The 11,440-nt window shown below is 63.5% G+C and carries 14 protein-coding genes and 1 other RNA gene; all 15 read left to right on the forward strand.

The window, feature by feature from the left end:
- Nucleotides 1–298: 298 nt before the first annotated feature.
- The 15 genes from Q7S20_02895 to Q7S20_02965 all read left to right on the forward strand — a co-directional run bounded on the left by Q7S20_02895 (nucleotide 299) and on the right by Q7S20_02965 (nucleotide 11,319).
- Nucleotides 299–1,702: a class II fructose-bisphosphate aldolase gene (locus Q7S20_02895; GenBank protein MDO8500767.1), complete on the forward strand. Its 1,404-nt coding sequence runs from the start codon at nucleotides 299–301 to the stop codon at nucleotides 1,700–1,702.
- Nucleotides 1,695–2,147 (forward strand): hypothetical protein, encoded by a 453-nt coding sequence (locus tag Q7S20_02900; GenBank protein ID MDO8500768.1) that lies wholly within the window; start codon nucleotides 1,695–1,697, stop codon nucleotides 2,145–2,147. Before Q7S20_02895 ends, Q7S20_02900 begins: the two co-directional genes overlap by 8 nt.
- Complete coding sequence (locus tag Q7S20_02905; GenBank protein MDO8500769.1) at nucleotides 2,140–3,603, forward strand: sigma-54 dependent transcriptional regulator; 1,464 nt, start codon at nucleotides 2,140–2,142, stop codon at nucleotides 3,601–3,603. Before Q7S20_02900 ends, Q7S20_02905 begins: the two co-directional genes overlap by 8 nt.
- A gap of 15 nt (nucleotides 3,604–3,618) precedes the next feature.
- A complete protein-coding gene (locus Q7S20_02910; GenBank protein ID MDO8500770.1) occupies nucleotides 3,619–4,020 on the forward strand; it encodes a YtxH domain-containing protein in 402 nt (133 codons plus the stop codon).
- Nucleotides 4,020–4,928, forward strand: coding sequence for a YihY/virulence factor BrkB family protein (locus tag Q7S20_02915; protein ID MDO8500771.1), 909 nt, complete (start codon nucleotides 4,020–4,022; stop codon nucleotides 4,926–4,928). The genes Q7S20_02910 and Q7S20_02915 overlap by 1 nt, the downstream gene beginning before the upstream one ends.
- Before the next feature lie 94 nt (nucleotides 4,929–5,022).
- Nucleotides 5,023–5,235, forward strand: a complete 213-nt coding sequence (locus Q7S20_02920) for a hypothetical protein (protein ID MDO8500772.1) — start codon at nucleotides 5,023–5,025, stop codon at nucleotides 5,233–5,235.
- Between the two features lie 99 nt (nucleotides 5,236–5,334).
- Nucleotides 5,335–5,431: signal recognition particle sRNA small type (gene ffs, locus Q7S20_02925), an RNA gene on the forward strand.
- Between the two features lie 13 nt (nucleotides 5,432–5,444).
- Nucleotides 5,445–6,965 (forward strand): DNA polymerase III subunit gamma/tau, encoded by a 1,521-nt coding sequence (dnaX, locus tag Q7S20_02930; protein MDO8500773.1) that lies wholly within the window; start codon nucleotides 5,445–5,447, stop codon nucleotides 6,963–6,965.
- A gap of 29 nt (nucleotides 6,966–6,994) precedes the next feature.
- Nucleotides 6,995–7,312 carry a YbaB/EbfC family nucleoid-associated protein gene (locus tag Q7S20_02935; protein ID MDO8500774.1) on the forward strand — a complete coding sequence of 106 codons (318 nt, stop codon included), beginning with the start codon at nucleotides 6,995–6,997 and terminating at the stop codon, nucleotides 7,310–7,312.
- 1 nt (nucleotide 7,313) lies between these two features.
- Nucleotides 7,314–7,901, forward strand: coding sequence for a recombination mediator RecR (recR, locus tag Q7S20_02940; protein MDO8500775.1), 588 nt, complete (start codon nucleotides 7,314–7,316; stop codon nucleotides 7,899–7,901).
- Nucleotides 7,898–8,173: a hypothetical protein gene (locus Q7S20_02945; protein MDO8500776.1), complete on the forward strand. Its 276-nt coding sequence runs from the start codon at nucleotides 7,898–7,900 to the stop codon at nucleotides 8,171–8,173. The genes recR and Q7S20_02945 overlap by 4 nt, the downstream gene beginning before the upstream one ends.
- 3 nt (nucleotides 8,174–8,176) lie before the next feature.
- On the forward strand, nucleotides 8,177–8,671 hold the full coding sequence (locus tag Q7S20_02950; protein MDO8500777.1) for a roadblock/LC7 domain-containing protein: 495 nt from the start codon (nucleotides 8,177–8,179) through the stop codon (nucleotides 8,669–8,671).
- A 16-nt stretch (nucleotides 8,672–8,687) separates the two neighbouring features.
- A complete protein-coding gene (locus Q7S20_02955; GenBank protein ID MDO8500778.1) occupies nucleotides 8,688–9,365 on the forward strand; it encodes an ADP-ribosylation factor-like protein in 678 nt (225 codons plus the stop codon).
- A gap of 13 nt (nucleotides 9,366–9,378) precedes the next feature.
- A complete protein-coding gene (locus tag Q7S20_02960; protein MDO8500779.1) occupies nucleotides 9,379–10,050 on the forward strand; it encodes a CDP-alcohol phosphatidyltransferase family protein in 672 nt (223 codons plus the stop codon).
- Nucleotides 10,051–10,053: 3 nt separating this feature from the next.
- Nucleotides 10,054–11,319 (forward strand): competence/damage-inducible protein A, encoded by a 1,266-nt coding sequence (locus Q7S20_02965; protein ID MDO8500780.1) that lies wholly within the window; start codon nucleotides 10,054–10,056, stop codon nucleotides 11,317–11,319.
- The last annotated feature ends 121 nt before the right edge of the window (nucleotides 11,320–11,440 follow it).

An 11,440-nucleotide genomic window follows, 5' to 3' on the forward strand; every position in this document is an offset into this window, starting at 1 on the left:
CCAGTCCTATCGTATCCATCGGCTGGCCTCCCGGTTAGTTGTGCCTCGTCGCAAGACGATGAGCACGTCCGTGTTTGTGGGGCGAAGTTGCCACCACGTCGCCGTGGAGGTCCAGCCACTTCATACCAACTAATCAACGGAATGAAGCGCCTTTCCCTCTAAACGTTTTTCTCCGTGTCTTCGTGTCTCAGTGGCGCGCAAGGTGGCTCGCCTCCATCTTGCCAGCTCGAAACTGACCCACTACGGAGCGTCTGAGAACCCTTGCAACGGCCGCTTCGCGCGGCGACCTTCCGGACATATGCCTGAACAACTGATGAAAGGCGCCGTGAGCGTCGAGGACGGCCGCGTGACGGTCGTGAACGAGGCGGCGCTCGCCTCGGAGGAGATGGATGCGCTCGTCAGGCACGCCGTATTCGGCGACCAGGACACGCGCGACAACGCGCGATGGCTGATCTGGGAGATCGGACAGGCCGTCGGCGTGATTCCGTCGTCCATTCACGATCTCTACATGGCCAGAGGCCGCGGCGAGACGGGCGGCTACACCGTTCCCGCCATGAACGTGCGCGGAATGGCCTACGACACGGCGCGGTCCATTTTCCGGTCGGCGATCAGGCTCGACGCGGGTGCATTCATTTGCGAGATCGCGCGGTCGGAGATTGCGTACACCGATCAGCGTCCGGCGGAATATGTGGCGGTGCTGATGGCCGCGGCGCTGCGTGAGGGCTGGCGCGGGCCGCTCTTCATCCAGGGCGACCACTTCCAGGTGAATGCGAAGAAGTTCGCAGTTGACCCGGCGAACGAGGTGGACGCCGTGAAGCAGCTCGCGCGGGAGGCGATCGCGGCGGGCTTCTACAACATTGATGTGGACACTTCCACGCTGGTGGACCTGTCGAAGCCCAATCTCGACGAGCAGCAGCGGGTGAACTACGAACAGGCCGCCGACATCGCGATGTTCGTGCGGCAGCAGCAGCCGGAAGGCATCGGTATCTCGCTGGGCGGGGAGATCGGAGAAGTGGGGACGGAGAACAGCACCGTCGAGGAGCTCCATGCATACATGCATGGGTTCAATGCGACGCTGGCTCGCATCGCTCCGGGTGTCGAAGGGCTCTCCAAGATCAGCGTGCAGTCGGGAACGACGCACGGCGGCGTGGTTCTGGCCGATGGCACCATCGCCGACGTCCACATTGAATTCGGCACATTGCAACGATTGTCGGAAGTTGCGCGGAAGGAATACGGCCTGGCCGGAGCGGTACAGCACGGCGCATCCACGCTGCCCGATTCCGCATTCAACAATTTTCCGCGCACCGAGACAGCGGAGATCCATCTCGCCACCAACTTTCAGACGATGCTCTACGATCGCCTGCCGGCGGCGCTTCGGGGCGAGATCTACGAGTGGCTGAAGGAAAACGCCAAGGATGAGCGGAAGCCGTCGGATTCCGACGAGCAGTTCTTCTACAAGACGCGGAAGAAAGCACTGGGCCCGTTCAAGAGGCGGTTCTGGGATCTGGACCAGACCGTCAAGGCCGATCTCGCGGCCGCGTACGACGACAAGTTCACGTTCCTGTTCACGCAGCTCGGCATCGCGAAGACGGCGCAGGCCCTGGCAAAGCACGTCAAGCCGGTGCGGCAGCACCGTCCTCAGCCCCACGAGGGCATGGCGACGGTTGCCGCGGCCCCGGACGATGCCGACCTGAGTGACTGACGGTGACGGGGCCGCCACGCCCCCGTGGGTTCCCGTTCTGCGCGACATCTCCCGTGTTTCGGGACACGAGCTGAGGAACGCTCTCAACGCCCTCGTGGTAAACCTCGAGGTGGTGCGCGCTCGCGCAGTCCGGCTGGACGAGTCTGTTCGGCCGTTCGTCGCGCAGGCGGTCGAGCAGTCGGAGGAATCGGTGCGACTGGCCGAAGGCACGATCGCGCTACTCAACCTGCTGGTGGACGCGATTGCCCCGGACGGATCGCTCCGCCTGAGCTATGTATCGCCTCGCGGTGTTCGCATCGAGTCGGAGGACAACGTGTCGCAGCGTGCCGTGCGCGCCCTTGGTCCACTGGCTGCAAGGGTCGCCATGACAGCAGAATCCGGTGATATGGCGGTTATATTAAGCATCCCCGAAACGAGCCTGACAAAGAATCAAGAGCATGAATAGAGCGAAGATCCTGATCGCAGACGACGAGCTGTCCATGACCAACGCGCTGAGCGCAATTCTCAGCGGCGAGGGCTACGACGTAGCCGTTGCGTCCGACGGAAAAAGGGCGCTCGATCAGCTGAGCTCCGATGATTTCGGCGTGGTTCTCGCCGATCTGAAGATGCCGAAGCTGGATGGGCTGGCTCTGCTGAAGCAGCTGCAGCGGCTCGCGATCCCCACTGAGTGCATCATCGTCACCGGACAGGGCACGGTGGACTCTGCGGTACAGGCGATGCGCGAAGGGGCTTACGATTACATCGAGAAGCCGCTCAACGCCGAAAAGCTGAATCGTCTCAAGGCCCTTATCCCGAAGGCGCTGGAGAAGTTCAGCGTACAGGCGCGGAACCGCGAGCTGTCGTCCAAGCTCGAGGGATTGACGCACTGCGGCGAATTGACCGGGCAATCCGAGGGGATGCGCTCGGTCTATCAGATCATTGACGCCGTCGCGTCATCGTCAGCGAACGTGCTGATCCTCGGGGAGTCGGGAACGGGCAAGGAGCTCGTCGCGCGCGCGCTGCACACGAAGAGCGATCGGGCGAAAGGGCCGTTCTTCGCTCTCAACTGCGCGGCGCTGCCGAAGGACATTCTCGAGAACGAGCTGTTCGGGCACGAGAAGGGCGCGTTCACCGGCTCGATCAACGAGAAGGCGGGCGCGTTCGAGATGGCGCACGGCGGCACGATCTTTCTCGACGAAGTCGCCGAGATGCCGACGGATATCCAGGTGAAGCTGCTGCGCGCGATCGAGACGCGTGTTATCCGCCGACTCGGCGGCAGGAAGGAGATCGCGGTGGACATCAGGATCGTCGCGGCGACGAATTGGGATCTGCAGAAGGCGCTGGCGGAGAACGAGCTGCGCGAGGATCTGTACTACCGGCTCGCTGTCGTGGAGGTCCTCCTGCCGCCGCTGCGTGACCGCGCGGGAGACATCAAGCTCCTCGCCAACGAGTTCCTGACGCGGTTCTCCGCTCAGAACGGAAAGAAGATCAGGGGCTTCGACAATCGCGCGTGGGATTGGATCCTCACACACAACTGGCCGGGCAACGTGCGCGAGCTGAAGAACGCCGTCGAGCGCGCGGTGATCATGGCGAAGGGCGAGGTGATCACGGCCGAGGACATCATGCCGCGGCACGTACGCATGAGCGGGGAGTTTTCCGCCGCGATGACGGTTCCGGCTGGCTCGTCGCTCGCGGATACGCGGAAGCAGCTCGTTCTGCGGACGTTCGCATCAACGAGCGGCGACGCCGTGCGGACGGGGAAGATCGTCGGCATCACGCCGGATGAGGTGAAGGCGGAGATCGGGGCACTGCTGCGTTTGAACGGCGGTGGGCACGCGGCCGGTGTGGAGTCGGCGGACAAGGCACGGGCGCCGCGCACGGCGACCCCCGCGCCTGCGAAGGCCAAGGCCAGAAAGCGCTAATCAGAGGGAATCGAGATGTCTGAGCATGACTGGGACGACGAGCCGTACGTGGTAATCGAGAGGAACGAGCCCGGTGTCGGCGCTTTCGTGGCGGGGCTTGCCATCGGAGCCGGACTGGCGCTTCTGTTTGCGCCGCGCAGCGGGGAGGAAACGAGGCGCGACCTGCAGCGCCGCGTGAAGCGCGTGGGCGACCAGGCGCAGGAGTTCGTCTCCGAGGTCACCGATTCAGTCGGCCAGACCTTGCAGGACGCGAAAGAGAGGGTCGGGAACCGCATAGACTCGACGAGACAGGTGGTGGAGCTCAAGCGCCGCCAGGTGAGCAATGCGGTTGATGCGGGTCGCGCGGCGGCGCAGCAGGCGCGGGTTGAACTCGAGCAGCGCATCGCCGAAACGAAGGCTGCGTATAAAGAGAGCTAGTGCCTACAAGGCCGCTCCACATCAGGATCGGCTGGACGCTGCGCGATTACGCCAGGCGCGTCTGGGACAATAGCGGGGAAGACAACATCTTTTTCATGGCGGGGGGAATTGCGTTCAATCTCCTCCTCGCCGCGGTGCCGTTCGTGCTTCTCTTCGCGTCCGGCCTCGCGTATCTCCTCAACCAGTCGGCCGACGCTTCGTCGGCTGAGGTGAGCGAGATCGTCTACAAATTCCTTCCCGCGAGCCCCGCCGGCGAGCAGTCTCCGCTCGGCCGGTTCCTCGTGGACATCATCAAGTCGAGACAGGCGATCGGGATCTATTCCGTCGTCGGCTTCGTCTGGTTCTCGACGCGCCTGTTTGGATCGCTGCGCAGCGTGCTCGCGCAGATATTCGACATTGACGCCGACCGCGGGATCATCGCCGGAAAGATCTTCGACATCCAGATCACCGTGGTCTCGTCTCTGCTGCTCGTGGCGTACACGGCGCTCAGCGCCTACCTCGCCCTGGCCACGACGAAGGGGCTCACCGTTCTCGGTCAGCTCGGCCTGCGGAAAGAGATGATGGGAACGCTGGAGTACAACATAGGCCAGCTCATCGCGTTTTTTTTTATCGGGCTGATGTTCTTCTCGTTGTACAAGTTTCTGCCCAATCGCCGGATCCGCTGGCAGACGGCGCTGATCGCGTCGCTTTTCACGAGTTTTCTGCTGGAGCTGGCAAAGCGGGTGTTCGCGACGTACGTCCGCTCGTTCAATCCAGGCTCACTCTACACGGGCACCCTGGCTGCTCTGATCATCGTGGTGGTGTGGGTCTACTACGCGTCAATGATCTTCGTACTGGGCGGCGAGGTAGCGCAAGTCCATGAATTACGCAGGGTTAGAAAGCTTCAGAGGGAGGCTTTCGAAGATTGAAGATTACGGCAAGATAGTTGCAACAGGCCACGCGTGCGGCACAGTGCTGCGCAACTAACATCCTGGGGGGCGTCTCGTGCGTAAGCTTTTGGCAATGGCCATTCTGGCCGCATCGATCACCGCTTGCAGCAAGACCAAAGAAGGTGATCTCGAAGTAGAGAAGCCGGTCATCGGAACGGTCACGGATACGCTGAACGTACCCAGCGTAAACATCACGACCGACTCGGTGAAGGTCACGGTTCCTGACGTCGAGGTGAAGAAGGACACGGCGACGATCAAGGTCCCGAAGGTCGAGATTAAGCGCTAGCTCGATCGGTGCTGAACGATTTGGAGCCTGCTGCCTGACGAAGGTGGCGGGCTCCTTTCGTCTCCCGGCGGTATTGCGCTGCGGTTATATTACGGGTGCCCCAGGTCCCGGAGGGCGCAAGCCCGCTAACTCCGTCAGGACCCCGAAGGTAGCAGCGGCATGCGGAATCTTGCGTTGCTCCGTCAGGCCTGGGGTATCTTCCCTCCTAAATGTCGCTCGCACTCGCCCGTAAATACCGCCCCAGAAACTTCGCCGGCGTTGCGGTGCAGTCCCACGTATCCGATACGCTGCGGGGGGCAATTGCACGTGGCCGCGTCGCGCACGGCTATCTCCTGTGCGGGCCGCGCGGCACAGGCAAGACCACGCTTGCGCGCGTCCTCGCCATGGCGCTCAACTGCGAGAACAAGGGGAGTGATGGTGAGCCCTGCGGCGAATGCACCTCGTGCCAGCGCATCTGGAGCGGCAGCTCGAGCCTGGACGTAGTGGAGATCGACGCCGCTTCGAACCGCGGCGTGGACGATGCCCGCGACCTCCGCGAGCGCGCGATGTACGCGCCTTCGGGCGACGACCGCTACAAGGTCTACATCGTGGACGAGGCGCACATGCTCACGCGCGAGGCGTGGAACGCGCTGCTCAAGATTCTCGAGGAGCCGCCCCCGCGCGTCGTGTTCGTTTTCGCGACGACGGAGCCGCAGAAGATTGCGCAGGCCGCCGCCCCGGTTCTCAGCCGGCTTCAGCGCTTCGACCTCAAGCGCATCAGTGTCGCCGAGATCATCAAGCGGCTGGAGACAGTGCTCGAGTCGGAGCGTATCTCGGCAAGCGGGGAGTCGCTGGCGATGATCGCACGCGCCGCCGATGGATCCATGAGAGACGCGTTGAGTCTCACCGACCAGGTGATATCGCTCGGCGAAGGAGAGATCACCGCCGGTCGGGTTCGCGAAGCGCTCGGGCTGGTGCCGGAAGACGAGTACCTGGGTCTGATAGACATCATCGCAGCGCACCGTGCCGGAGAAGTGTTCGAGGCGGTTCGCCGCCTCGCCGATGGCGGCGTGGACTTCGCCGTCTTCCTGTCTGGACTGGGTGACATGCTGAGGGCTCAGCTGGCAGTGGTTCTCGACGGTCGTGCGGATAACATCTCGCCTCATGCCCTCGCCGCTCTCGAAGCGCACCGCGACGATTTCTCCGCCGGCGATCTTCTGCGCATGCTGTCCATGCTCAGCGGCATCGAGCCGCAGTTCCGGCGCAGCTCGCAACAGCAGCTTCTGGTGGAAATGCTGCTCGTGCGGTTCGCGCTGCTCGACAGATCGGTGACGCTTGAGGAAGTGCTGCAGACACTGGGAGGCGGCAGAGGAAGCGGTGGCGGGACCGAGCGTCCGGCGGCACGGCCAGGCGCGGCGCAGGCTGAATCACGCGCTTCGGCCAGACCGGCAGGCCGAACCTCCGCTGAGGGCACGACGGCAGCCGTCAGCGATCTCCCGGCAGAGCCGGTGCTGTCGCCTCCGACACCGCCCCTTCGCGTTACGCCCGCGGCTCCGCAGAGGGCAATCGGGCACCCCGCTCCATCCGACGCGGCCGACTGGAAGGCCGGCTTCGACCAGACAGCAAACAGCCCTGAGCGCTCGCGCCTTACGACCGAAGCGGTGCGCGAAGAGCGCCTTGCAACGCTGCGCGCACATGATCCTGTGCTCGACGCGGCTGTCAGGGAGCTCGATCTCGACCTTCTGGACTGACATTTCACCTACCACGATCGAATCCGACGATGGCTGATTTTTCGAAGATTCTGGAGCAGGCGCAGCAGATGCAGGGGCGCCTGGAGCAAGTTCAGGGCGAGCTGGCCAGCATGACCGTGAGCGGAAGCTCAGGGGGCGGAATGGTCACCGTGGACGCAGACGGGAAGGGGCAGATTACGAAGGTGAGGGTTGATCCGTCTATAGTAAACGCATCCGATGTCGAGATGCTCGAGGATCTTCTTCTGGTGGCACTGCGTGACGCTCAGCAAAAGTCGGCGGAACTGGCGAAGCACGAGATGTCGAAGCTCACGGGCGGCCTCGGCCTTCCGTTCAAGCTGCCTTTTTAGCGTGTCGGCAATTGATGCGCTGGCCTCGGAGCTGGCGAAGCTACCCGGCATCGGGAGAAAGACGGCGCTTCGTCTTACCTATCATCTGCTGAAGCAGCCGGCGGATCAGAGCCGGCGGCTCGCCGACGCGCTGGTGACGCTCTCCGAGCGCGTGCACCCGTGTAGCCACTGCTTCAATCTGACGGAAGAGGAAGTCTGCTCGATCTGCCGCGACGTGCGCCGAGACGGGGCGGTGATCTGCGCGGTCGAGGACGCTTCCGATATCGGCGCGATCGAGCGGGCGGGCGAGTTTCGCGGACTGTATCACGTACTTGGCGGACGGCTTTCTCCGCTCGATGGCATCGGCCCGGACGACCTCACCATTCCCCAGCTCGAGCATCGCGTCTCAGGCGGAGCGGTGCGCGAAGTGATAATCGCGACCAATCCGAGCATTGAGGGCGAGGCCACGGCGTTGTACGTTCAGCGCAAGTTGTCACCATACCAGCTCACCGTCACGCGCATCGCGCGCGGGCTGCCGGTGGGTGGAGACCTCGAGTATGCGGACGGAGTAACGATTGCGCAGGCACTTTCCGCACGGCGGGCGATGTGATCGCGCCCCGTAATCGCCAGTTGGCGGCGCTCGGCTTCCTCGGTGGCGTCGCCTGCGGCGCGCTGGCCTGGAGCCATCTCCAACGCCAGTACCGGCGCGACCTTTTCAGCAGCCATCCGCTGCGGCGCTTCGCCGCGCTGAGCTATCTGCGCACCCGTCCGTCAATGGGCACCGTGCGACTGCTGCGCGAGTACATCGCGTGGGAGCGCTCCCCGGTTCTCCGCGACCGCGGAGTGAAGCTGATGCGCCGCGCCGAATCGACGCTCTCGTAAATCGTGACAAGTCCCGGCGCCGCCACCTGGTCTTTTGATGAAGAGGACCTTGCCGCTCTCACGCGGACGGTAGATCGCTTCCTGACCGAGACCGGCGCGCATTCCGCGCTGATCGCCGACCGCGCGGGACAGCTCGTTGCGACGATGGGACAGCCCATGTCGTTCGACCCGACGGTGTTCGCCACGCTGACGGCGGCGGATTTCAGCGCCAACGATCAGCTCGCGCGGCTCATCGGCGAGACCGATTTCACCACGCTGTTCCATCAGGGCGAGAAGGAATCCATATACGTGGCCGACGTCGCGCGCCGACTGATCCTCGTGACTCTGTTCGACAATCGAACCCCGATCGGGCTCGTGCGACTGAAGATGAAACCTGTCGTCGAGGAATTGACCGCAAACCTCGACCGCGCCTTCGTGCGCGCGAGAGAGAGCGGCACGACTCGACCCAATATCCTCGCCGGCGCCGCCGACGAGATCGACGAGTTGTTCAACTGGTAAGGAGATAAGAACTGCGATGTCGATGATCAACTACGCGGCGCGCGAGATCAACTGCAAGATCGTCTACTACGGCCCCGGATTGGGCGGAAAGACGACGAACCTGGAGCATATCTACGGCAAGGTGAAGCCGGATACGCGCGGGAAGCTGATTTCCCTGGCAACGGAGACCGAGAGGACGCTCTTCTTCGATTTCCTCCCGGTGGACCTCGGTACAATCCGCGGGTTCAACACCCGGTTCCATCTCTACACCGTGCCCGGACAGGTCTATTACAACGCCAGCCGCAAGCTCATCCTCAAGAACGTGGACGGCATCGTGTTCGTCGCCGACTCGCAGGTCGAGCGGATGGAAGCGAACCTCGAGTCCATGCAGAACCTTTACGACAACATGGCGGAGTACGGGTACGACCTGACCCGCATGCCGTTCGTAATCCAGCACAACAAGCGCGATCTGCCGAATGCGGCCCCCATCCACGACCTGCAGGCGGCGCTCAACCCGGGATGGGAGCCCGCGGACGTATCCAAGGCCCGCGTTATGCCCGATCCCTATCACGCGGGCGAAAATCTCGTGGACCAGATGCCGAGTGGAGAATGGGTGGAGCGCGTACCTTACTTCGAGGCGGTCGCGATCAACGGCGCCGGTGTGTTCGATACACTCAAGGCGGTGAGCAAGCTGGTGTTGAAGGCGCTGGCCTGACGAGGTCGTGTCGGTGAATCTCCCGAACGCGATCACCATCGGCAGGATTCTCATCGCCCCGCTGATTGCGGCGCTTCCGTTCATCAACTCGCCGTTCGCGCGTGGCGCGGCGTTTCTCATCTACATCGTCGCCGCGATATCCGATTACTACGACGGGATGCTCGCACGGACGCGAAATCTCATCACGGATCTCGGGCGACTGCTCGATCCGCTCGCCGACAAGCTGCTGCTGTTCGCCACGCTCATTCCGATGTTCGTGCTGATGGCGCCGGCTTCCGATCTCTTCGCGCCGGGACGCGAGTCCCTCGGCGGCGCGCACGGATTCGCGTTCCGGACACCCTTCGGCGACGTGGGGCTGTCGTGGTGGGTGGTCGTCATCGTGCTCGGAAGAGAGCTCTTCATGACCGTGTTCCGGCATCTCGCGGCGCGGCGCGGCGTGGTTATCGCCGCGATCGGACCCGCAAAATGGAAGACGGGATTTCAGTCGGTCTGGGTCGGCGCGGCGTACTTCTGGTTCTTCGCCGTGACGCTGGCGGCGCGGAACGGGTGGGACAACACGGCGTGGCGGTCGTTCGCGTGGTTCAACGGCATCGTCGGGACGACGACGATGCTCGCAGCGCTTTTCCTGACCCTCTATTCGCTGTGGCTGTACGTGCGGCGGTACGGTCACATCTTCACGGGCTGACCGGTGAAGATCGAGATTGTGACGATCGGCGACGAGCTGCTGCTCGGATTCACGATTGACACGAACGCCGCGCACATCGCCCGGGAGCTTGGCGGGGCCGGGGTGGAGATCGTTCACCGGACAACAGTCGGCGACAACGCCGCTGACATCGCGGGAGCTGTCGAGGACGCGCTGAACCGCACGGGCGGCGTGATCACGACCGGCGGCCTGGGACCCACCAGCGACGATCTCACGAAAGCCGCGATCGCCGCGCTGTTCGGGCGCGCCATGTATCGCGACGAAGCGATCGTCGAATCGCTCAAAGCGCGATGGGCGCGCTATCGGCGCCTCGGTCCGTTCTCCGAATCCAACATTACCCAGGCGATGATTCCGGAAGGCGCTACGATTCTTCCCAACCGGCATGGGAGCGCGCCGGGAATCTGGCTGGAGGACGAGAGAGGGCGCTGGGTGGTGATGCTGCCGGGGGTCCCTCGCGAGATGCGCGGGCTCCTGACGGATGAAGTGATGCCCCGGATCCGCGAGCGAGCAGGTGCGGTCGGAAAAGCCGGCGCCACGGTAATACGATCGCGCACGCTGAGGACAACTGGAATCGCCGAGTCGGCGTTGGCCGATCTCCTCGGTGAGCTCGCGGCCGGAATGGAAGGAATGTCCCTCGCTTTCCTGCCGGGAGTGGACAGTGTGGACTTGCGCCTCACGTCGCGCGGGCTGTCGGCAGCGGAGGCCGATGCCGCATTGAGCCGGGGCGTATTGAAACTTCGCGAGGTCGCCGGCCGGTATGTGTATGGCGCGGATGGTACAGACCTCGCCGAGGTCGTGCTGACTTCATGCCGCCGAAGCGGCCTCACGATCTCTGTTGCCGAGAGCTGCACCGGCGGAATGCTCGGTGCGCGCCTCACCGCGATCCCGGGATCGAGCGATGTGTTCATGGGCGGTGTGATCGCCTACGACAACAGCGTCAAGCGAATATTCCTGGACGTGAGCGATTCCGATCTCGAGGAGCACGGGGCCGTAAGCGAAGAGGTTGCCGCTTGCATGGCGCGGTCGGTGCGCGAGCGGTTGAAGACAGACATCGGAATAGCCGTGACGGGAGTCGCGGGGCCGGGGGGCGGCACGGCGGCGAAGCCTGTGGGTATGGTATGGGTTGCGCTGGATGGAGCAGGCACGCAGGCGCGCTGTCTGCGGCTCTTCGGTACGCGGGATGAGGTACGTCAGAGAGCGGCCCAGGCCGCTCTGGACATGGTCCGGCGGGCTGTTGAACCAAACCGATAATGTCCCCTTGATTCCAAAATAGAAATGTCCCCTATCGACTCGATTCTTTGCGAGGGTTGGGTCGGTGGAGAGGACGAGGATGTCGGAAGTCGAGCTTATGCGCGCTGAGGTGTGCGTGCGA

Source organism: Gemmatimonadaceae bacterium, from assembly GCA_030647905.1.
Classification (GTDB): domain Bacteria; phylum Gemmatimonadota; class Gemmatimonadetes; order Gemmatimonadales; family Gemmatimonadaceae; genus UBA4720.

What these genes read in the sequence shown, in the direction of transcription:
- dnaX (MDO8500773.1), top strand. Translation starts at nt 5,445, where the DNA reads ATGTCGCTCGCACTCGCCCGTAAATACCGCCCCAGAAACTTCGCCGGC.
- Q7S20_02910 (MDO8500770.1), top strand. Translation starts at nt 3,619, where the DNA reads ATGTCTGAGCATGACTGGGACGACGAGCCGTACGTGGTAATCGAGAGG.
- Q7S20_02955 (MDO8500778.1), top strand. Translation starts at nt 8,688, where the DNA reads ATGTCGATGATCAACTACGCGGCGCGCGAGATCAACTGCAAGATCGTC.
- Q7S20_02905 (MDO8500769.1), top strand. Translation starts at nt 2,140, where the DNA reads ATGAATAGAGCGAAGATCCTGATCGCAGACGACGAGCTGTCCATGACC.
- Q7S20_02920 (MDO8500772.1), top strand. Translation starts at nt 5,023, where the DNA reads ATGGCCATTCTGGCCGCATCGATCACCGCTTGCAGCAAGACCAAAGAA.
- Q7S20_02935 (MDO8500774.1), top strand. Translation starts at nt 6,995, where the DNA reads ATGGCTGATTTTTCGAAGATTCTGGAGCAGGCGCAGCAGATGCAGGGG.
- Q7S20_02895 (MDO8500767.1), top strand. Translation starts at nt 299, where the DNA reads ATGCCTGAACAACTGATGAAAGGCGCCGTGAGCGTCGAGGACGGCCGC.